15 protein-coding genes are annotated in these 20,552 nt (G+C 66.8%); 6 read left to right on the forward strand and 9 right to left on the reverse strand.

The window, feature by feature from the left end; genetic code table 11:
* Positions 1–55: 55 nt before the first annotated feature.
* Both lipA and lipB read right to left on the reverse strand, forming a co-directional pair.
* On the reverse strand, positions 56–1,063 hold the full coding sequence (lipA, locus tag QI450_RS05135) for a lipoyl synthase (protein WP_226773305.1): 1,008 nt from the start codon (positions 1,061–1,063) through the stop codon (positions 56–58).
* Positions 1,060–1,728: a lipoyl(octanoyl) transferase LipB gene (lipB, locus tag QI450_RS05140; protein WP_226773304.1), complete on the reverse strand. Its 669-nt coding sequence runs from the start codon at positions 1,726–1,728 to the stop codon at positions 1,060–1,062. Before lipB ends, lipA begins: the two co-directional genes overlap by 4 nt.
* Positions 1,729–1,835: 107 nt before the next feature.
* Between lipB and QI450_RS05145 the strand changes: the two genes are divergently transcribed.
* The gene (locus QI450_RS05145; RefSeq protein ID WP_226773303.1) at positions 1,836–3,488 is read left to right on the forward strand and encodes a serine/threonine-protein kinase; all 1,653 of its coding nucleotides are present in this window, start codon (positions 1,836–1,838) and stop codon (positions 3,486–3,488) included.
* A gap of 14 nt (positions 3,489–3,502) precedes the next feature.
* Here QI450_RS05145 and QI450_RS05150 read toward each other — a convergent pair whose 3' ends face one another.
* Positions 3,503–4,405: a TIGR01777 family oxidoreductase gene (locus tag QI450_RS05150; RefSeq protein ID WP_226773302.1), complete on the reverse strand. Its 903-nt coding sequence runs from the start codon at positions 4,403–4,405 to the stop codon at positions 3,503–3,505.
* A gap of 74 nt (positions 4,406–4,479) precedes the next feature.
* On the opposite strand from QI450_RS05150, the gene QI450_RS05155 reads away from it, so the two are divergent.
* The gene (locus QI450_RS05155) at positions 4,480–8,037 is read left to right on the forward strand and encodes a S41 family peptidase (RefSeq protein ID WP_226773301.1); all 3,558 of its coding nucleotides are present in this window, start codon (positions 4,480–4,482) and stop codon (positions 8,035–8,037) included.
* A gap of 85 nt (positions 8,038–8,122) precedes the next feature.
* Here the strand turns inward: QI450_RS05155 and QI450_RS05160 are convergent, their stop codons facing one another.
* From QI450_RS05160 to QI450_RS05180, 5 genes are all read right to left on the reverse strand, one after another.
* Complete coding sequence (locus tag QI450_RS05160) at positions 8,123–8,551, reverse strand: OsmC family protein (protein WP_226773300.1); 429 nt, start codon at positions 8,549–8,551, stop codon at positions 8,123–8,125.
* A 284-nt stretch (positions 8,552–8,835) separates the two neighbouring features.
* Positions 8,836–9,186, reverse strand: a complete 351-nt coding sequence (locus tag QI450_RS05165; protein WP_226773299.1) for a hypothetical protein — start codon at positions 9,184–9,186, stop codon at positions 8,836–8,838.
* 168 nt (positions 9,187–9,354) lie between these two features.
* Positions 9,355–11,103 carry a 2-oxoglutarate dehydrogenase, E2 component, dihydrolipoamide succinyltransferase gene (sucB, locus tag QI450_RS05170; RefSeq protein ID WP_282468115.1) on the reverse strand — a complete coding sequence of 583 codons (1,749 nt, stop codon included), beginning with the start codon at positions 11,101–11,103 and terminating at the stop codon, positions 9,355–9,357.
* A 126-nt stretch (positions 11,104–11,229) separates the two neighbouring features.
* Complete coding sequence (gene lpdA / locus QI450_RS05175; RefSeq protein ID WP_226773248.1) at positions 11,230–12,615, reverse strand: dihydrolipoyl dehydrogenase; 1,386 nt, start codon at positions 12,613–12,615, stop codon at positions 11,230–11,232.
* Between the two features lie 257 nt (positions 12,616–12,872).
* On the reverse strand, positions 12,873–14,399 hold the full coding sequence (locus QI450_RS05180; protein WP_226773247.1) for a leucyl aminopeptidase: 1,527 nt from the start codon (positions 14,397–14,399) through the stop codon (positions 12,873–12,875).
* A 292-nt stretch (positions 14,400–14,691) separates the two neighbouring features.
* On the opposite strand from QI450_RS05180, the gene QI450_RS05185 reads away from it, so the two are divergent.
* The 4 genes from QI450_RS05185 (at position 14,692) to QI450_RS05200 (ending at position 20,065) form a co-directional block, all read left to right on the forward strand.
* Entirely contained in the window at positions 14,692–15,630 is a 939-nt protein-coding gene (locus tag QI450_RS05185; protein WP_226773246.1) for a PAC2 family protein, read from the forward strand.
* Positions 15,631–15,665: 35 nt separating this feature from the next.
* Positions 15,666–16,997 (forward strand): MFS transporter, encoded by a 1,332-nt coding sequence (locus QI450_RS05190; protein WP_226773245.1) that lies wholly within the window; start codon positions 15,666–15,668, stop codon positions 16,995–16,997.
* A gap of 92 nt (positions 16,998–17,089) precedes the next feature.
* Positions 17,090–18,409 carry a DUF4192 family protein gene (locus QI450_RS05195; protein ID WP_226773244.1) on the forward strand — a complete coding sequence of 440 codons (1,320 nt, stop codon included), beginning with the start codon at positions 17,090–17,092 and terminating at the stop codon, positions 18,407–18,409.
* A gap of 327 nt (positions 18,410–18,736) precedes the next feature.
* Positions 18,737–20,065 (forward strand): RNA polymerase sigma factor, encoded by a 1,329-nt coding sequence (locus QI450_RS05200; protein ID WP_226773243.1) that lies wholly within the window; start codon positions 18,737–18,739, stop codon positions 20,063–20,065.
* Between the two features lie 197 nt (positions 20,066–20,262).
* On the opposite strand, the gene QI450_RS05205 is transcribed toward QI450_RS05200, so the two are convergent.
* The gene (locus tag QI450_RS05205) at positions 20,263–20,484 is read right to left on the reverse strand and encodes a hypothetical protein (RefSeq protein ID WP_160666415.1); all 222 of its coding nucleotides are present in this window, start codon (positions 20,482–20,484) and stop codon (positions 20,263–20,265) included.
* Positions 20,485–20,552 lie beyond the last annotated feature (68 nt).

Here is a 20,552-nt window from a genome sequence, read left to right on the forward strand (position 1 = left end):
GCCGGACGCCGGATTTCCCCGGTGCCGGCCGTGAACGGCCTTCGTCGGCGCTGGCTCAGGAATGCGCCGCGAGCAGCGAGCTGGCTTCCTGGCGGGTGCTGCCGGAGCTCTCGATGTGGGCGAGCGCGGCCGGGATTTCCCAGCCCTTTTTGCGCATCGCGGTGGCCCAGAGCCGGCCGGCCCGGTACGAGGAACGCACCAGCGGTCCACTCATCACACCGAGGAAACCGATCTCGTCGGCCTCCTGCTGCAGGTCCACGAACTCCTGCGGCTTGACCCACCGGTCCACCGGGAGGTGCCGTTCGGACGGGCGCAGGTACTGGGTGATGGTGATCAGGTCGCAGCCGGCATCGTGCAGGTCACGCAGCGCCTCGGAGATCTCCTCGCGGGTCTCGCCCATGCCCAGGATCAGGTTGGACTTCGTCACCATGCCGAGCTTGCGGCCCTGCGTGATGACATCCAGCGAGCGTTCGTAGCGGAAAGCCGGACGGATGCGCTTGAAAATCCGCGGGACGGTCTCAACGTTGTGGGCAAACACCTCTGGCTTGGAGTCACAGATCGCAGCAATGTGCTCGGGCTTGCCGGAGAAATCCGGGATCAGGAGTTCGACGCCGGTGCCCGGGTTGAGTTCGTGGATCTTGCGGACCGTTTCGGCGTAGAGCCAGACGCCCTCATCGGCGAGGTCATCGCGGGCCACCCCCGTGACGGTGGCATAGCGGAGCTGCATCGCCAGGACCGAGCGGGCCACCTTGGTTGGTTCGAAAACATCCACAGGGGAGGGCTTGCCGGTGTCGATCTGGCAGAAGTCGCAGCGCCTGGTGCACTCGGAGCCACCGATCAGGAAAGTTGCTTCTTTGTCTTCCCAGCACTCGAAGATGTTGGGGCAGCCGGCCTCTTCACACACGGTGTGGAGGCCTTCCTTTTTGACGAGCTTCTTGAGCTGCACAAACTCCGGGCCCATCTGGACCTTGGCCTTGATCCATTCCGGCTTGCGTTCCACCGGGGTGGCCGCATTGCGCTGCTCGATACGCAGCATTTTCCGGCCTTCTGGTGCCAGGGTCACAGTAGAGCTCCTTCATGGGTTGCAACTAGCGCTTCTTCATTGTTGCGCAGTTCTTCGATGATCCGCGACACGAGGTCGGCGGGGGAGACGTCCCGGCCCGTCTCCTGCGAGATCGTGGTGACGCCGGCGTCGCTGATGCCGCAGGCAACGATCTGGCCGTAGGGGGCGAGATCGTTATTGCAGTTGATGGCGAAGCCGTGCATCGTGACGCCCTCGTGGACACGGATGCCGATCGCCGCGATTTTGCGCGCCGGTCCGTTCCGGTCCTGCTCGATCCAGACCCCGGCGCGGCCCTTGATCCGGACGGCATTGATTCCGTAGTCGGCCAGGACGGCGATGATCACAGCCTCCAGCCGTTCCACATAATCGCGGATGCCGGCTTTGTTCCTGAGTTTGATAACGGGGTAGCCGATGAGCTGCCCGGGCCCGTGCCAGGTGAGCTTGCCGCCACGGTCCACGGGAACCACCGGGGTGCCGTCAAACGGGCGTTCGTGGTCTTCGGTGCGTTTACCCGCGGTATAAACGGCGGCGTGTTCAAGCAACAGGACCGTACTGGGTGCGGTTCCGGCGAGGACCCGCTGATGGAGGTTGCGCTGGATGTCCCAGCCTCGGGCATATTCGACGAATTCCGGGGCGAAACCCAGGCGGGAGAACTCAAGAGCCATGGCATCCAGCTTAGACCCCGGCCGCCCCGGGCGCCGATTCTGTGTCGAATCTCTCGCTCCTGTGGATAACTTCTGCAGGATTCTGCGGTCTGCGCTATTCCTAGACTATGGAAGATCACACCTGGTCTGGCACGTGTGCCCCGGCGGTTCCCGGATACGACGTCGGCCGCTGCCTGGGGCGCGGGGGCAATGCCACGGTGTGGCTGGTCAATGAACAGTCCACCGGACGCGAGTTCGCTCTGAAGTGCTTTAATGCCGGCGACGGCCTTGGCCCAAGTGAGATGGAGGACGCGGTCCGGCGCGAGATCCGGATACTCTCCGTCCTGGATCACGGGCACCTGGTGAAGGCACACGGTGTTGTCCGGCTGGACGGCGCGGCGGACGGCAGCCTGGGGCTGACGATGGACTACGCGGCGGGCGGCTCACTGGGGCAGCTTGTGGCCGGACGGGGAACGCTGGGGCCGGGGGAGACTGTGACGGTGCTGACGCCGATTGCCCAGGCCCTCGCCTACCTGCACGGTCTTGGTTTCACCCACGGTGATGTTTCACCGGGCAACGTGCTGTTCACGGCGCACGGTAAACCGCTGCTGGCTGATCTGGGGGTAGCGCGTATGGTTGCCGACGCGAGGGCTGTGGCCGGGGCCGGGACCGCGGGCTTCAGCGACCCGGCGCCGGTTGACGCCGTCCGGGCCGGACTGCAGCCGGGGCGCGACGTCTATTCGCTCGCCGCCCTGGGCTGGTACTGCCTGACCGGGCACCCGCCCCAGCCCGGACCGCAGCGGCCGCCGCTTCCGTTGCTTGTTCCCGGGGTTCCGCCGGCGCTGGCAGCAGCGCTGGAATCCGGACTTCACGAGGACCGCAGGCTTCGGCCCTCCGCCGGCGAACTGGCGGCCGCCGTTCATCGCAGCGCCGGGGCGGCGCCGGTGGACCTCTCGGTCTCGGTCCACCCCACGGTCCTTCCCCAGCTGCTGACCCGCCGCACCCTGCCCGGCACGGCACGGGAGCGCCGCGTGGAACAGTTCCGGTCCCTGCCGGGCCGCTTCCGCCGCGCACCTCTCGCCGCGACTTATCCGGCCGCGCGGCACGCGGCACGCCGCGCACCCGGGGGACGTGCGCCCGGGGGCCGCGCCTCTGGCGGCCGTGCGTCTCGGGGAAGAGTCTTCCGGACCGCCGCCGCGGTACTGGCCGTCGCCGCGGTACTGGCCGTCGCCGCGGCCCTGGCCGGAGCGTGGGGTTTCGCCGGGCTTTGGGCTCCGATTCCCGGGTTTCCCCGTTCAGATGCCGGGGTGGTCCGGGACCCGGCGCCTGCATCCGCCGCGGCGGACGGGGGAACTGCTGCGGTTCCCCCGGATGTGACGGCACAGCTCGCTTCGCCGGATCCCGGAGTCGCCGTCCTGGGGCTGGCGAGGCTCCGCTCGCTGGCGTTCAGCTCGGGCGACTTCCTGCTGCTGGAGCAGGTCAATGTGCCGGGATCGACAGCGGCCGTGGCGGATATCCGGATCAGTGCCCGGCTTAAGGAATCGGGCCGGGTGCTGGCCGGGTTCAGCACCGTCCTGACCCGGGTGGCCACGGAATCAGGCAGCGGCTCCGCCCGTGCGGTGGTGGCAGTCACCGCGAGTACACCCCCCTACCAGGAGCGCGGCCCCGACGGCGCGGTCCTGGTCGAGGCCGGCGCCGGGCCGGAGCAACGGCTTCGGCTGGTACTCGCGCCGGTGGCCGGACACTGGCGTCTGCAGGATGTCCTCGACGGATCCGGCTAGCGTGCGTCCGCTCGTCAGGACGTGCGGCCCGATCCTGCCACCCAGGCTGCGGCCTGGGCCAACGAGGGATGCTGCCAGGCAAAACCGGCCTCGCTCAGAGCCGCCGGTTCCATCCGCTGGCTGGCGAGCAGCAGTTCGTCGGCGAGTTGGCCCATGACCAGGCGCAGCACCGGCGCGGGGACGCGGAGCAACGCGGGGCGGTGCAGGGCCGCAGCCAGTTGCGCGATCAGCGAGTTTACATCCGCGCTCTCCGGGGCGCACAGGTTCACCGGCCCGGACAGCGGGCTGTCCAGCAGGAACGCATAGGCGCCGGCAACATCCGGGAGCGTCACCCAAGGCCAGTACTGCCGGCCGTTGCCCAGCGGTCCACCCACGCCCAGGCGCAGCAGCGGCATAAGCCTGCCCAGGGCTCCACCCGAACGGCTCAAAACGACGCCGGTGCGTGGCGTGAGCACCCGGACGCCAGCCGGAGCCTCGTGCGCCGCTGCCTCCCAGTCGACGCAGATGCGGGCGAGCACTCCGCTGCCGGCGGGGGCGTTCTCCCGGAGCACAGCCGGTCCCGCGTTGCCGTAATAGCCGGAGGCCGACTGGCTCAGGAAGACCGCCGGGGGAGTGTCAAGGCGGCCCATGGCCGCAGTCAGTGTCCTGGTGGCCCCCAGCCGCGAGCTGCGGAGTTCGTTGATGCGCGACCGGGTCCAGGGCCGGTCGCCGATGCCGGCACCGGAGAGATTGATGACGGCGTCGGCGCCTTTCAGCGCGGTGTCATCAATACGGCCTTCGCCGGGGTTCCATTGGAACTCGGACGGCGAGTCCGGCGGACGCCTGACCAGCGTGCCGACGTTGTGCCCGGCACTGCGCAGGGTGTGGGAAACCGCTGTTCCGATCAGCCCCGAGGCTCCGGCAATAATGATTCGCATGATCCATCTCACCACGTCCGGCGCAGCGGGGATACCTGCCCGGCTTGCGGGCAGGTCTTGACTATGATCGAACGATGACTTCCTCGAGTTACTTCCGTTTCCCGCATCTGCATGGCGACCTGGTCACCTTCGTGGCCGAAGACGACGTTTGGGTTGCGCCCCTCGGCGGGGGCCGAGCCTGGCGCGTTTCCGCGTTGCAGCTGCCCGCCCGCAACCCCCGCTTCACCCCGGACGGCAAACGGCTGGTGTGGACGGTTGTGCAGGGAACGTCACCGGAAGTCGTCACCGCGGAGGTCGACGGCGGCGGCTACCGCCAATTGAGCTACTTCGGCCACGCCACAACCCGGGTTAAGGGCTTCACCCCCGAGGGCGACGTCCTGGTCACGAGCGCGTTCCGGCAGGCTGACAGCCGCCACACACACGCTTACAGCCTTCCCGTCACCGGCGGCTGGGCCACTGAACTCCCGCTGGGCCCGGTGGAATCCGTCGCCTTCGGCCCGGTCGTCGGCGACGAACGCCCCGTGGTCCTGGCCAGCGTGCTCTCCCGGGAACCGGCCTGGTGGAAGCGCTACCGGGGCGGCGCGGCCGGCAAATTGTGGATCGACGCCGACGGAAACGGCGAATTCGAACGCCTGGCCGCAGAGCTGGACGGCAACCTCACGGACCCGCTGTGGGTCGACGGCAGGATCGCCTTCCTGTCCGACCACGAGGGCTACGGAAACCTCTACTCCGTGCTGCCAAACGGTTCCGATCTGCGCCGCCACACTGACCACGAGGACTTCTACGTCCGCCACGCTGCCACCGACGGCCGGCGGGTTGTCTTCGAATCGGCCGGTGAGCTCTGGCTGCTGCCGGACCTCGGCGCGGACGCTGTTAAACTCGAGATCTCCCTCGGTTCAGCCTCACAGGCGCGCCGCGGTGTGCCGCTGAAGCCATCACGGCACCTCGGTGACGTGGTTCCGGACCGCACCGGCAGCTCCAGCGCCGTAGAGGCCCACGGCACGCTGCACTGGCTGCGTCACAAGGACGGCCCGTCGCGTGTCCTGGAAGCCACCCCCGGCGTCCGGGCCCGCCTGCCGCGCCCCTTCGGCGCCGGCCGGATCGCCTACGTGGCCGACCACAATGGCGTTGAAGCCCTGTACCTGACGGCCATCGCGGCGCCCTTGAACGCGGGTACGCCGGACGGCGGCACCGTTTCCGGCTCGCAGCAGCCTGCGGGACATTTGCCTGCCGCCGCGCCGCAGGAGAAAGCCGGAACTGGCGGGGAACCCGACGCCGGCCCTGCCCTGCCCCGGCCCGTTTCCGCGGCAGCACTCACCCGACCCGACGCCGTGGCAACGGCAACCGTTCCGGCAGGAGCGGCGGAGGGCCCAGCCGACAACAGCTCCGAGGACACCCCAGCAGTGGTCGACGGAGCCGGCGCAAGGCAGCAGGAACCCGCCCCCCGGCTGACCAGGCTCGACTTCCCCAAAGCGACCCGCGCCTGCGCCATTGAAGCCAGCCCGGACGGCAGCTGGCTCGCCGTCGGCACTGCTTTCGGCGATGTCTACCTTGCCGACACGCGGACCGGCACGCTCGCACTCGTGAGCAGTATCGGTGAAGGCAGCATCGAAGGATTCAGCTGGTCCGCGGACTCGGCCTGGCTGGCCTGGTCCGAGCCGGTCACCTCCTTCGGCTCCCGCAGCCGGCTGCGCATCACAGCAGTCACCAACGCCGCAGCGGATGGCACAAACGCCATCATCGATGTCACCGACGGGCGTTTCTGCGACGAGTCGCCGTCGTTTACCCCCGACGGGAAGTACCTCGCCTTCCTCTCTAACCGCAGCTTCGACCCGGTTTATGACGGACACTCCTTTGACTTGTCCTTCCCAAGCCCGATCAAGCCGTACCTTGTGGCCCTTGCCGCGGAGACCGCCTCGCCCTTTGGACCTAGCGTTGACCTGCCGGAGAGCAGCGTTGCAGGCCCGGCCGACGCCGATGAAAGTGCCGCCAAAGACGTGGTTCCGGCCGTCCGGGTCGACCCGGACGGGCTCGCGCACCGCGTTATCAGCGTGCCGGTGCCGCAGGGAAACTACTCCCACCTGTCCGCCACGGAGGGTGCCCTGCTCTGGCTTGACAGCAAACTCTCCGGCGTGACAGGCGAGGGACGCGCCAGCCTGGAGGACAAGAACGCTGCACCCAGCCTTGTCCGCTTCGACTTCGCGCGCCGCAAAACCACCGTCATCGTGGAAGCCCTGGACAGTTACCGGCTCTCCGGCGACGGGGAGAAGGTGGTGGTCCTGCACGAGAAGCAGATCCGCGTTTCGCCTGCCAACGCCAAGGCTGACGAGGAGTCGGGCCAATTGGTCAAGGTGGACCTCAGCCGCATCCGGGTGAAGCTTGATCCGCTCAGTGTCTGGGGTCAGGCGTTCGACGAAGCCTGGCGGCTGCAGCGCGACTTCTTCTGGACCGAAGACATGGCCGGCCAGGACTGGGACTCGGTGCACGCCCGCTACCGCCCGATCGTGGACCGGCTCGGCTCACACGATGACCTCGTGGATCTGCTCTGGGAGCTCCACGGCGAGTTGGGCACCTCGCACGCTTACGTCCGGCCGGTGGCCGTCACCGAGAACGGCAGCAACGGCCAGGGCCGCCTCGGCGCCGACCTCGCATTCACCGGCGCGGGCTGGCAGATCACGCGAATTCTTGCGGGGGAGTCCTCCGACCCGCTCGCCACCTCGCCGCTGACCCGCCCGGGAGCTGACGCGAAAGCCGGCGACGTGCTGCTCGCGATCGACGGCGTCGAACTCACCGGGGAACGAACCCCCGCCATGGAATTGGTCGGCGCCGCCGGACGCGCCGTTGAACTCACCCTGCGCAACGGCGCCGGGCACGGCGACCGGGCCGGGCAGCAGCGGAGGGTGGCTGTGGTCCCGGTCCGGGACGAGGAAAGGCTGCGCTACCAGGAATGGGTGAGCGCCAACCGCCGGACCGTCCGGCAGGCCTCGCAGGGAACTTTCGGCTACCTGCACATTCCGGACATGATGGCCAACGGCTGGGCCCAGCTGCACCGGGACCTTGATACCGAAACGGCGCTCGACGGGCTGATCGTCGACGTCCGCCGCAACCGTGGCGGACACACCTCCCAGCTTGTCGCCGAACTCATTGGCCGTAAAGTAACCGGCTGGAGCATGCCGCGCGGGGAGAAGCCGCGGACCTACCCGCACCACGCGCCGCGCGGACCCGTGATCATCCTGGCCGATGAATTTGCCGGCTCCGACGGGGACATCATCACCCAGGTTGCCAAACTGCGGGGGATCGGTCCGGTCATCGGCACCCGGACCTGGGGCGGCGTCGTTGGTATCGACAACCGCTTCGCCCTGGCCGACGGCACCGGAGTAACCCAGCCACGCTACGCCAATTGGTTCTCCGGCGGTGTGGGGTGGGGGGTCGAGAACTTCGGCGTCGCGCCTGACATCGAGGTGACCTTCCCGCCGCACGCGTATGCCGCCGGAAACGACCCGCAACTGGAATACGGCATTGGCGCTCTGAAAGAAATGGTCCAGGAGCTGCCGACCGACCGCCCGCCGCTGCGCGAGGGCTACCGCCTTCTCCGGCCGGCCCCGCTGCCGGCCCGTGGGTCGGGCCACTAGGCGGCACGCCCGGGTCGTCCAGCGCCCGACGGCGAAGGCCCCCGTTTCCCTGGCTGGGGAACGGGGGCCTTCGCCGTTGTTCGTGCTAGGAGGCCAGGCTGGCGTCCAGGGTGATCTTGATGCCGGTGAGGGCGGCCGAGACGGGGCAACCGGTCTTGGCGTCCTCGGCGAGGCGCTGGAACTCGTCCTCGGAGATGCCGGGGATCCGGGCGCTGAGGGTCAGATGGCTGCCTGTGATCCCGGTCCCGGGGACAAACGTGACATCCGCCTTGGTGTTGACTTCCTCCGGTGTGTGGCCGGCCTGCGCGACGGCGAGGCTGAAGGCCATGGAGAAACAGGCTGAATGGGCTGCGGCGATGAGCTCTTCCGGGCTTGTCTTGCCCTCAGAGGCCTCCGCGCGCGCCTTCCAGGTGACGTCGAAGTTGCCAAGACCGGAGCTGTCCAGCGTTGTGTTGCCGGCGCCGGTCATCAAGTCGCCGTTCCATACAGTGTGTGCGGTGCGTGTTGCTGCCATGTCCACTCCTCCAGATTGTTCTTTTCCCACAGAACCGGCGAAGAGCCGGATTGTGCCGTCTCCCATCCTAGGGAGTCGGCGCTGACGACGCACCGGTGTCCGCTCTCAGAGGATTGTGACCGCATTTGGGGGCAATGGGCCCGGCGCGTCCAGCGTCCCACGAGGGGTGCCCCGCTGAGGAGTGGGTTAACGAGGACGGCGACGCACCCTTGCGGGTCCGTCGCCGTCGTGGCGTATGTTGCCTACTGCCTACTGCCTACTGCCTACTGCCTACTGCCTACTGCCTACTGCCAGAGGGTGGCAATGGCCACGTTAAGCAGCGCAAGACCGCCGACGCCGTGGGCGAGTCCCTTGCTGACCTGTTCGCCCTTTTTGTACTGGCGCCTGCCCATAAAGGCCAGGACGCCCACGGCGAGGGCAATGGCGAACTTGATGCCGAGCTTGAAGTAGTTTGCGTCCATGTCCAGGGCCGGGATCAGGCCCAGCATCACGATGCCCGTGACCAGCTGCAGGAGTGCGCCGTCGAACTGGCGGGGATGTACCGTGGGTTTTTTCATCTGGCCGATCCAGATACCAACGATCATGGCCGCGCCAATGATGTGCAGGAAGACCATGATGTTATAAACGATATTCATGGGACCAGTGTAGCCAGAGGATTCTACCGAGTGTAGTAAGGCCCATCCGCCGGAGCGCCGCGCGGCCGGCGGTGGAATCGAAGACGGCGACGGCGGCGCAGGGGAGCGGTGGTTTCCCATCGCTGCCCGCACCGCCGTCGCCGTTGGTGGCCTTAGGCCTGGTGGCTGCTAAAGACCCAGGTCCGCTTCGAAGGCGCCTTCTTCAAGACGCGCCTTGAGCGTCTGCAGGAAGCGCCCCGCGTCAGCGCCGTCCACCAGTCGGTGGTCGTACGTCAGCGAGAGGTACATCATCGAGCGGATGGCCAGCGAATCATCGCCGTTCGCATCGGAGACCACAACGGCCCGCTTGACGATCGCGCCGGTGCCCAGGATGGCTACCTGCGGCTGGTTGATGATCGGAGTGTCAAACAGGGCGCCCACGGAACCGATGTTGGTGATGCTGAAGGTCCCGCCGGAGAGTTCGTCCGGGCCGATCTTGCCGTTGCGGGTGCGATCCGCGACGTCGGCGATTTTGCCGGCCAGGCCGGCAAGGTTCAGGTTGCCGGCGTCGGCAATCACCGGAACCAGCAGGCCCTTGTCCGTGTCTACTGCAATCGCCAGGTGCTCGGCGTTGTGGTAGGTAATCTCCTGCTTGTCCTCGTCATAGGAGGCGTTGACCTTCGGGTGCTGCTTCAGGGCCTCGGCGACAGCCTTGGCGATGAAGGGCAGGAAGGTCAGCTTGGAGCCGTTCTGGGCCTGGAAGGAGTTTTTGGCCTTGGTGCGCAGCTTGGCGACCTTGGTCATATCCACTTCGTGGACCTGGGTCAGCTGAGTGGAGATATCCAGCGACTCACGCATGCGGCGGGCAATGACCTGGCGGATGCGCGGTGCCTTCTGCACGGTGCCGCGCAGCGAGGACAGTTCGGCCGACGGGCGTGCCGCCGGAGCGGCGGCGGGGGCCGGGGCCGGCGTTGACTTGGCTTCTGCTGCCGCCAGCACGTCCTGCTTGCGGATGCGGCCGCCGACGCCGGTCCCGGTCAACGCCGAGATGTCCACGCCGTGCTGGTTGGCCAGCTTGCGGACGAGCGGGGTGACGTAGCCGGACTCCGCGGATGAGGCAGCCGGTGCTTCCTGCTTGGGCGCGGCAGCCGGTGCTTCCTGCTTGGGCGCGGCAGCCGGTGCTTCCTGCTTGGGCGCGGCAGCCGGTGCTTCCTGCTTGGGAGCTTCCTGCTTGGGCGCGGCAGCCGGTGCTTCCTGCTTGGGAGCTTCCTGCTTGGGCGCGGCCGCCTGCGGAGCGGCCGCTGCCGGGGCTGCTGCAGCGGAGCCGATCACGGCCAGGACGGAACCGACCTCGGCCGTTTCGTCCTCGGCGACACGGATTTCCTGCAGGACGCCGGCCACTGGTGACGGGATCTCGGTATCGACCTTGTCAGTGGAAACTTCCAGCAGCGGTTCGTCGACCTCCACTGCGTCGCCGATGCTCTTGAGCCAGCGGGTCACGGTGCCTTCGGTGACGCTCTCGCCCAGGGCGGGAAGGGTGACTTCGTGGCCTTCGCCGTCGGGAGCGGGGGCCGCGGCGGGTGCTTCAGCCTCGGGGGCCGGCGCTTCGGCTGCCGCGGGGGACTCGGGGGCCGCGGCGGGGGCCGGGGCTTCATCGGCGGGGGCCGCGGCGGGCGCTTCGCCCGAACCCGACGAACCGGAACCGTCGCCGATGCGCACGAGCGGTGCGCCGACTTCGGCGGTCTCGTCCTCGGCGACGAGGATTTCCTCGATCACGCCGGCGATCGGAGAGGGGATCTCGGTGTCTACTTTGTCGGTGGAAACCTCGAGCAGCGGCTCGTCCACCTCCACCCGGTCACCTACCTGCTTGAGCCAGCGGGTGACGGTTCCTTCGGTGACACTCTCACCGAGGGCGGGCAAGTTAACGGATTCAGACATGTCGTCCCCGTTCTCCTTATTGATCTTTAGTGCGGATGATTGCTGCCTTGGTCGAGCTTAGTGCACCCGGCATTTTGTGCCGGGTGCACTTCGCCCGAGGTTCTTGCGGTGATGCGGGCGGAACTGTCAGCCGTGCAGGGGCTTGCCGGCCAGAGCCAGGTGGGCTTCGCCCAGGGCCTCGTTCTGGGTCGGGTGGGCGTGGACCAGCTGGGCCACGTCCTCCGGGTAAGCTTCCCAGTTCACGATCAGCTGGGCCTCGCCGATCTGCTCGCCCATGCGGGAGCCGATCATGTGAACGCCGACGACGGGGCCGTCCTTCTGGCGGACCAGCTTCACTAGTCCGCTGGTGCCCAGGATGGAGCTCTTGCCGTTGCCGGCGAGGTTGTATTCCTGGATCTGGACCTGGTCGTCACCGAACTTGGCCTTTGCGGCCTTCTCGGTGTAGCCGACAGTCGCGATTTCCGGCTCGGAGTAGGTGACCTTGGGGATGTTGACGTCCTCGACGACTACCGGCTTCAGGCCGGCGATTTCCTCGGCAACAAAAATGCCCTGCTGGTAGCCGCGGTGCGCCAGCTGCACGCCCGGGACAATGTCACCGACGGCATAGACGTTGCCTACACCGGTGTGCAGGCGCTCGTTGGTGATAACAAAGCCGCGGTCGATGTTCAGCCCGGCTTCCTCGTAGCCGAGGTTGGCCGTGACGGGTCCGCGTCCGACGGCCACGAGCATAAGGTCCGCCTCGAAGGTCTTGCCGTCCACGAGGGTGACCTTCACGCCGTCGTCGTTCTGCTCGACGCCCTGGAAGAAGGTGCCGGTGGAGAACTTGATGCCGCGCTTCTTGAAGGCACGCTCGAAGGCCTTGACGATCGTGGCGTCCTCGTTGGGAACCAGCGAGGGCAGGCCTTCGATGATGGTGACGTCGACGCCGAAGGACTTCCAGACGGAAGCGAACTCGACGCCGATCACGCCGCCGCCCAGAATGATCGCGCTCTTAGGGATGTAGTCCATGGTGAGGGCTTCGTCGGAGGTGATTACCTTGCCGCCGATTTCCAGCCCCGGCAGGGAACGGGAGTAGGACCCGGTCGCGAGGACGATGTTCTTGCCCTTGTAGGCGGTCCCGTTCACCACGACGGTGTCGGTGCCCTGGAGCTTGCCCTCGCCTTCGATGACGGTGATGGCCTTCTTGGACTTGATCAGACCCTGCAGGCCCTTGTACTTGCCCGCGATGATGCCGTCCTTGTAGGCGTTCACAGCTGTGATGTCGATGCTGTCGAGCGTGACGTTGACGCCGTACTTTGCCGAATCGCGGGCGTGGTCTGCCAGTTCCGCGGAGTGCAGCAGGGCCTTGGTGGGGATACAGCCGTTGTGCAGGCAGGTCCCGCCGAGCTTGCCCTTTTCGATCAGGCCAACGGTAAGGCCGAGCTGAACGGCACGCAGGGCAGTGGCGTAGCCGCCGCTGCCGCCGCCGAGTACCAGGATGTCGAATTCTTGCGCAGTTGCCTGATCGGCCACTAAAACGCTCCCTCGCGTGAACGATGACACGGGAGTACGCATCATCTGGTCTTGGAATGTCCCTGCTGCGATTATGCCAGCGGGGCCGTTCCCTTTCATTTGTGACTACCGCAGTTCACCTTAGCGAACCACTTATACATGCTCCACCTTGCCATGGCGTTTGTGGAGGGCTTGTGTCCAGACTCACGCGCCCTGGTGAGCGGGGCGCCACGCCCTGCTCACCAGGGCGTGTGCCCGCCCGGCGCTGCGTCCGGTGCCTAGCTGGACTTGGCGAGGATGTCCTCGACGTAGGCCACCAGGGTGCGCACGGTAGAGCCGGTGCCCTGTTTGTGGTTATAGCCGTAGGGGCTGCCGTTGTTGAATGACGGCCCGGCGATGTCGATGTGGGCCCACGGAATCTGCTCGCCGTCCTTGCCCTTGCCGACGAATTCGCGCAGGAAGACGGCCGCGGTCATCATGCCGCCGTGGCGTTCGCCGATGTTGGCAATGTCGGCGACCTGTGACTCAAGGCTCGGGCGCAGTTCTTCGGGAAGCGGCATCGGCCAGACGAGCTCGCCGGCGCGGTCAGCTGCGGTCTTGAGCGCGCCGGTGACGGACTCGGAGCCCATCACGCCGGCGGTGCGGTCACCGAGGGCGATGAGCTGCGCCCCGGTGAGTGTGGCGACATCGATGATGGCGTCCGGGTATTCCTGGCTGGCGGCGACGATGCCGTCCGCCATGACCAGACGGCCCTCGGCATCGGTGTTCAGGACTTCGACGGTCTTGCCGCCGAAGATGGTCAGGACGTCGGCGGGACGCTGCGCAGCGCCGGAGGGCATGTTCTCCGCGATGCAGAGCCAGGCGGTGGCCTTGACCGGCAGGCCGAGGCCCGCGATGGCCAGGACGGTGTTCAGTACGACGGCGGCGCCCGCCATGTCGGACTTCATGTCACCCATGCCAAGGTGCGGCTTGAGTGAGATTCCGCCGGTGTCAAAGGTAATACCCTTGCCCACAAGGGCGATTTTGGCGGTGGCCCTGGCGGGGGAGTATTCGACCTTGACCAGGCGGGGCTGCCGGGTGGAGCCCTTGCCGACGCCGAGGATTCCGCCGAACCCGTCCTTTTCCAGGCGCTTCTCGTCCCAGACGGTCACCTTGACCGGCAGGCCCTTGGACAGGTCCTTGGCTGCTTCCGCAAAGGACTCGGGGAAGAGGTGGCTCGGCGGCTGGTTAACCAGCGAGCGGGTCGCGTTGACGGCCTTGCCGATCAGGGCCGCGCGTTCCAGGACCGCCTTGAGACCCTTGTCTGCGGCAAAATCCGTGGCTATCAGAACGTTTTTCACCGGTTCGTTCAGGCCGTCCGTGGATGAACGGTATTCGGAGAAGGAGTAGGCGCCCATCGCTGCGCCCTCGGCGACGGCGGCAACATCGCCGAGCGAGGTCGTCGGAAACGCCACTGTGACCGTGCCGAGTCCCGCCAGTTGGCGGACCGCCGAGCCGGCGGCGCGGCGGAGGGCTTCCTCGGTGAGCGGCTGCGCTGCGGACACTTTTCCGACGCCGGCGAGCACGAGGACTTTCGCCCCTGCCTCGCCCAGGCCCGGGAGGCGGTGGGCCTGGTCCGCTGCGCCGGTGATGCCAAGAACACTCAGTGAGTCCGCGAGGGCTTCGGCGGCCTTGGCGGTCAGGGGGTTGCTCAACAGGACGGGACCGTCGGCGCCCTGCCCCACTCCGATTACCAGGGCATCGCTGGGGGACTTCTTCAGGTCCCCTGCAACCGCACTAAGTTTGACTTCACTATTCTTGACCACGAGGACAGTCCTCAATTCTTTGAGTTTTTGTGGGCAGGAACCGCATGTTCTTCCGTCCTGCCATGGAACCTGGCCGTTGTCGGTTTGCGACGTAACCCGGGTGTCGCCAAGCCGTCATAAGGCCAGCTCCGATCGTAGTCTCTCCCCGGCGCGGGTGTTCAATTGAATGAGAGCTGCGGCACACCGCGGACAGGAATGAGTACGTGCCAGGGCGTGTTGTACCGGATAACAGCGCCGACGCCCTCTTGGCGTGTCCGGCCGCTCCCACAGACTACGAGGAAAGGAACATGCCGTGTTTGAACGGATCTCTGGCTCCCTGCTGGACCCCGAATCGCTTTATCTGCGTGATGACGCGCTGTTCCACAGCCCGGAACTGCGCGGACTGAACCTCGTGATGGGCTTCACCGGATTTGCCGATGCGGGTCACGTCGTCAGCCAGATCACCGGGGAACTGCTGGACACCCTGGATTCCGGCGTTGTCGCCGAATTCGACGCCGACCAACTGATGGACTACCGGAGCCGCCGCCCGCAGATCAGCTTCGTCGAGGACCACCTGCAGGACTATCAGGCCCCGCGCCTTGCCCTCTATCGGCTGGTCGACGGGCTGGGCAGCCCATTCCTGTTCCTTGCCGGATTCGAGCCTGACCTGCAATGGGAGCGGTTTGCACGGGCCGTCATTGGCATCGTCGAGGCGCTTGATGTCAACCTCGTCACCTGGATCCATTCCATTCCCATGCCCGTACCCCACACCCGGCCGGTCGGCGTCACGGTGCACGGCAACCGGCCGGAGCTCATCGAGGGCATCTCGGTGTGGAAGCCCACCGTCGAGGTGCCGGCCGCCATCGGCCACCTCCTGGAACTTCGGCTGACGGAAGCCGGGCGCAACGTCGCCGGCTACGTGATGCACGTCCCGCACTACCTCGCCGAAGCCGAATACCCCACGGCCGCCGTCGCCGGACTCGAATACCTGGGGGCGGCCACCTCGCTGATGCTGCCGGCTGACCGGCTTCGGGAAGCCGGGCGCGAAGTCGGACGCCAGATCGCCCAGCAGATTGACGCTTCCACGGAGGTGCAGCAGGTGGTGTCCCGGCTCGAGACCCGCTATGACGAGAATGCCGAAGGTACCGTACGGCGTTCCCTGCTCGCCGACGAGAATGACCAGCTGCCCAACGCAGATGCCCTTGGCGCCGCCGTTGAGGCCTACCTGGCCCGTAAAGAACCCGGAGAATAAATACGATTTCTCCGTAGACTGGGCATAATGGAGGAGTGACCTCACCCCGCGCTTGGCTGATCTGGATCGTTGGTGTCTTCGCGTACCTCGTGGCGGTCAGCCAGCGCACCTCCTTCGGCGTTGTGGGGCTGGAAGCGACCGAGCGCTTCCATGCCAGCGCTGCCGAAATTTCCTTTTTCACCGTGCTGCAGCTGCTCGTCTACGCAGTCCTGCAGATACCTGTTGGCATTCTTGTGGACCGCTTCGGGTCGCGGGCCATGATCGCCGGCGGCGCAGTCCTGATGGGGCTCGGCCAGCTTCAGTTGGCGTTTGCCGAGAACATCCCGGGAGGGGTGCTGGGCCGGGTACTGGTCGGCGCCGGGGACGCGATGACGTTCATCTCGGTGATCCGGTTGATCCCGATCTGGTTTCCGCCCACCCGCGTCCCGCTGCTCACCCAGCTGACCGGAATGTCAGGCCAGCTTGGCCAGCTGTTCAGTGTGGTGCCGTTCGCTATGATCCTGCACCTCGCCGGCTGGACCCCCGCATTCCTGACGCTGGCGTCCATGTCAGCACTCGCCACGGTGCTTGTGCTGGTCCTGCTTCAGGACCTGCCACCCGGGCACCCCGCACCGCAGCCGAGCCAGGGCCTGCGCGCCACGGGGGTCAGCCTGTCGCACGCGTGGCGGCAGCCCGGCACCCGGTTGGGCCTCTGGAGCCACTTCACCGTCCAGTTCAGCGGTACCGTCTTCGCCATGACCTGGGGCTACCCGTTCCTGATCTCTGCCCAGGGCCTGGAAACCCCGACAGTGTCGGCGCTGCTGACCCTCTACGTGGCAGCGGCCATCGCCGCCGGACCGGTGATGGGCAGCTTCGTTGCCCGCCACCCGCTGCGGCGGTCCACCATGGTGCTGCTGATTTCCGCGGCCACTGCTGCGGCTTGGGCAGCTGTGCTGCTGATCCCGGGGCGCTCCCCGTTGTGGCTGCTGGCCGGACTGGTGGTGGTACTCGCCATCGGCGGCCCCGGTTCCATGATTGGCTTCGACTTCGCCCGCACGTTCAACCCGGCGCACCGGATCGGCACCGCCACCGGGATCGTGAATGTGGGCGGCTTTATCGCCTCCCTGATTGCGATCTACTTGATTGGCTTGATCCTTGACGTCCTGTACGCGACCGGATTCTCCCGCGGCGAGCTGTACGGGCTCGATCCCTTCCGGATCGCCTTGAGCGTGCAGTTCCTGCTGCTGGCAGGCGGGGCAGGCGCCATTGTGATCATCCGCCGCAAGGTGCGCAGGCAGATGGCGGCACAGGGCGTTGTGGTCCGGCCGCTGCTGCGGGCACTCGCCGAGCAGCGCAGGCTCAGCGCGGAGCGTCGCCGCACACCCTGACCGCCAGCAGCTGCGCGGTTCGCCCGTGCGGGTTGTCCACATACGGGCAGGCGCCACTAACGCGGGACCGCGCGTACCGCGAGGCTGGTTGGATGAAAGCACCCGATGACCTGAAAATATCCGGCCCGGAGGACATCCTCGGGTTTATCCCGCATTCCCTTGGCTACTGGCCAGCCCACAGCCTCGTCGCCATAACAATGCAGGGCAAAAGGCTCGGAGCAACGCTGCGGGTAGACCTCCCCGGGAGCGCCGGCGGCCCCGGCAGGTCCGGCCCTGTCCGCCCGGTGGCCTTTGCCCGGACCGTGGCGTCCTACCTGGCGGCCGACGACGCGGCGGACGGCTCGCTGCTTGCGTTCTTTACCGAAACGGACGGCGACGGCGCGCGGTGGGCTCCGCTGCTGGCTGAACTGGAGGACGCGCTGGCCGGCGCCGGAATGCCGGTACGGGATGCCTGGCTGGTCGGTTCCGGTTACTGGCGCAACGCCTACTGCCTCGACCCGTTGTGCTGCGCACCACCGGGACGTCCCGTGGAGGAAATCAGGAACAGCCGGCTTAACGCCGAGATGGTCTTCCGCGGCAGTACCGTCGGCCCGGCGCCCGGCACCACCTCATCCCGGTCGCGGACGGGCGCGCCTGACCCTGCGGTGCTGGAAGCCCAGCGTGGCTGGGCGCGGCAGTTCGCCGCCCGCACCCGGGACAAGCTCCAGTTCAGCCAGGTCCTGGCAGTGTGGACGCAGGTGATAGCCGCCCCGGCGCCCGGGCCCACACTCGCGGCGGGGCTCACCGGCTACCTCCGCGCCTCCCTGTGCGTTCCGTCCTGGCGTGACGCGGTGCTGGTAATGGCGGCGGCAGGGCAGGCGGCCGCGGAACGCGGTGCCGAGGACTTCGGTGTTTTTGCGGCCGCGGCGGCCTGCTCTCCGCCGGCAACCCTGTGTGCGACGCGGGCGCCGGCGCCCTTGCCACCGCTGGAAGGCTTTCCCGGCGAACGACAAAGCCGGAGGCCGGAACCCGACGGTGGACAGCGGCCGGACCAGGAAAGCCGCGGCGGGGGAGCCGGCCGTGAGCGTCCCGCGCAGCAACTGCAGGAGCTGCCAGGCTACGGCGAGATCCTCCTTGGGCTGGCACCCCAGCTGCCCGACTGGGCCGCGATGGCAGGCCTGGACCGGGTCCTGGAGCAGCTGGCTGCGGGCGGAGGCGAAGCCGCCGCCGCCGCACTCACCGGGCAGGGCTGGATTGAATGGTGCCGAGGCAAAGGGTCCTTTGCCGATGCGCTTTTCAGCCGGGCCACCGAGGAACATCCCGGATACCGCCTGGCGGAACTACTGGCGGAACTTGTCCGCCGCGGAACGCTGTGTGGCTGGGCGGGACGACGGGAGACAGCCTGGCAGCGTTTCGCGCCGGACGGCACCTGAGGCCCGCCGGTACCGGGCACCGGGGCGAAACCGAGGCTCCGGCTGTGACAGTGGCACGGTACCGGCGGCAGAAAACCATTCCGGGTGCCCTGCGGGTCCGTGCCGATTTCGAAATTCGTGAGACAATGGTTGCCGAGACCCGGTTGGGTCCGTGTATTAGGTGCTCGTTATGGACCTTGGAAACAGGGAACATTACGGTCGCTCCAGGAGTTCTACTCAGTGGCTCTGCTGGACGTGATCGCATCTGATGTCAAACACGGACTTGACAGGGTCATAGTGGTGTTGCCCGTATGGTGATTCCACAGACCGCCGCTAGAAAGGTTTTCTGTGACCCCGTCTTCCGCGAAGAAGGAACCCGCCGACCAGGCCGTATTGTCTCCCGAGGAGAAGAAGGCGGCGACGAGCGCCAAGCGCGCCGCCACCCGCGCCGCCAACAAGGCTGTCAAAGACGCCGCCTCGGCCGATGGCGACAGCACCGAGTCGGCAGTCGCCAAGCCTGAGCCCAAAAAGCGCGGGCCCAAGCCCGGCGCTAAGGCCGCGGCCCAAGCCGCCGGCAAAGCCGCGAACGGCGACGATGATGAGGACGCCGAGGTAGACCTCGACGACGCCGCGGTCGAGGCCGTTGAGATCGGTGAAGACGGCGAGGAGATCCCGGCCAAGGCAGCAGCCGCTACCGGCTCCGGCTTTGTCTACTCCGACGCCGACGACGACGACGCACCCGTGCAGCAGGTTATGTCTGCCGGCGCCACCGCCGACCCCGTTAAGGACTACCTGAAGCAGATCGGCAAGGTCGCCCTGCTGAACGCCGAGCAGGAAGTCGACCTGGCCCTGCGCATCGAGGCTGGCCTCTTTGCCGAGGAAAAGATCAACGCCGACGACGGAAGCATGGATCCGAAACTCAAGCGCGAGTTCGAATTCGTCATCCACGACGGCAAGCGGGCCAAGAACCACCTGCTGGAGGCAAACCTCCGCCTCGTGGTATCGCTGGCCAAACGCTACACCGGCCGCGGCATGCTGTTTCTGGACCTGATCCAGGAAGGCAACCTGGGCTTGATCCGCGCAGTCGAGAAGTTCGACTACACCAAGGGCTTTAAGTTCTCCACCTACGCCACCTGGTGGATCCGCCAGGCGATTACCCGGGCCATGGCCGACCAGGCCCGCACCATCCGCATCCCGGTGCACATGGTGGAAGTCATCAACAAACTGGCCCGCGTGCAGCGCCAGATGCTGCAGGACCTCGGCCGCGAACCAACTCCGGAAGAGCTGGCCCTGGAACTGGACATGACACCCGAGAAGGTTGTTGAAGTCCAGAAGTACGGCCGCGAGCCGATCTCCCTGCACACACCGCTGGGCGAAGACGGCGATTCGGAATTCGGGGACCTCATCGAGGACTCCGAGGCAGTCGTCCCCGCCGACGCGGTCAGCTTCACCCTCCTGCAGGAACAGCTCCACTCGGTACTGGACACCCTCTCCGAGCGCGAGGCCGGTGTGGTGGCGATGCGCTTTGGCCTCACCGACGGACAGCCGAAGACTTTAGACGAGATCGGAAAGGTCTACGGCGTCACGCGTGAGCGGATCCGACAGATTGAATCCAAGACGATGTCCAAGCTACGGCACCCGTCCCGGTCCCAGGTCCTCCGGGACTACCTGGACTAAGGACAAACGCAGCAACGCGGAGTCGCACCCGGCCCGGCATCCACCAGGATGGGGCCGGACGCGGCTCCGCGTTGATCGTTAAGCTTAGTGGTCGTTGAGCGCGTGGTGGTCTCTGCCGCGACGAACGCTAAGACCAAAATGGCCCCTCCGAATCCGGAGGGGCCATTTCTTGCTGGTCTAGTCGACCGGGTGCTGGTCTAGTCGACGGGGACCGGCGGCTTCTCGTGAAGGCGGCCGGTCTCATCGTGCCAGTCTGAGCTGAGCGGCCGTAGCGTCGGCTCCACGGCGCGGGCGTGGTGGCCGCAGAAAAGCAGCTCACCCCCGGAGGCGCCGAGAACAACCCGGACATATGCCTGTGCTCCGCAACGATCGCACCGGTCAACGGTGCTCAGTGTGCGGTCCGCAACTGCTGTTGTCATGTTCGGCCTCCTTGGTAGATCGGTATACCTATATAACCAGCATTCGCAGCGAATCCATGGCTTGGATG

It is taken from the genome of Arthrobacter sp. EM1 (assembly GCF_029964055.1).
Classification (GTDB): Bacteria; Actinomycetota; Actinomycetes; order Actinomycetales; family Micrococcaceae; genus Arthrobacter.

Bases quoted from the DNA above. Each gene is read 5' to 3' on its own strand.
- lipB (WP_226773304.1), bottom strand. From the start codon at position 1,728: ATGGCTCTTGAGTTCTCCCGCCTGGGTTTCGCCCCGGAATTCGTCGAA.
- QI450_RS05145 (WP_226773303.1), top strand. From the start codon at position 1,836: ATGGAAGATCACACCTGGTCTGGCACGTGTGCCCCGGCGGTTCCCGGA.
- QI450_RS05150 (WP_226773302.1), bottom strand. From the start codon at position 4,405: ATGCGAATCATTATTGCCGGAGCCTCGGGGCTGATCGGAACAGCGGTT.
- QI450_RS05155 (WP_226773301.1), top strand. From the start codon at position 4,480: ATGACTTCCTCGAGTTACTTCCGTTTCCCGCATCTGCATGGCGACCTG.
- QI450_RS05160 (WP_226773300.1), bottom strand. From the start codon at position 8,551: ATGGCAGCAACACGCACCGCACACACTGTATGGAACGGCGACTTGATG.
- QI450_RS05165 (WP_226773299.1), bottom strand. From the start codon at position 9,186: ATGAATATCGTTTATAACATCATGGTCTTCCTGCACATCATTGGCGCG.
- sucB (WP_282468115.1), bottom strand. From the start codon at position 11,103: ATGTCTGAATCCGTTAACTTGCCCGCCCTCGGTGAGAGTGTCACCGAA.
- QI450_RS05195 (WP_226773244.1), top strand. From the start codon at position 17,090: ATGAAAGCACCCGATGACCTGAAAATATCCGGCCCGGAGGACATCCTC.
- QI450_RS05205 (WP_160666415.1), bottom strand. From the start codon at position 20,484: ATGACAACAGCAGTTGCGGACCGCACACTGAGCACCGTTGACCGGTGC.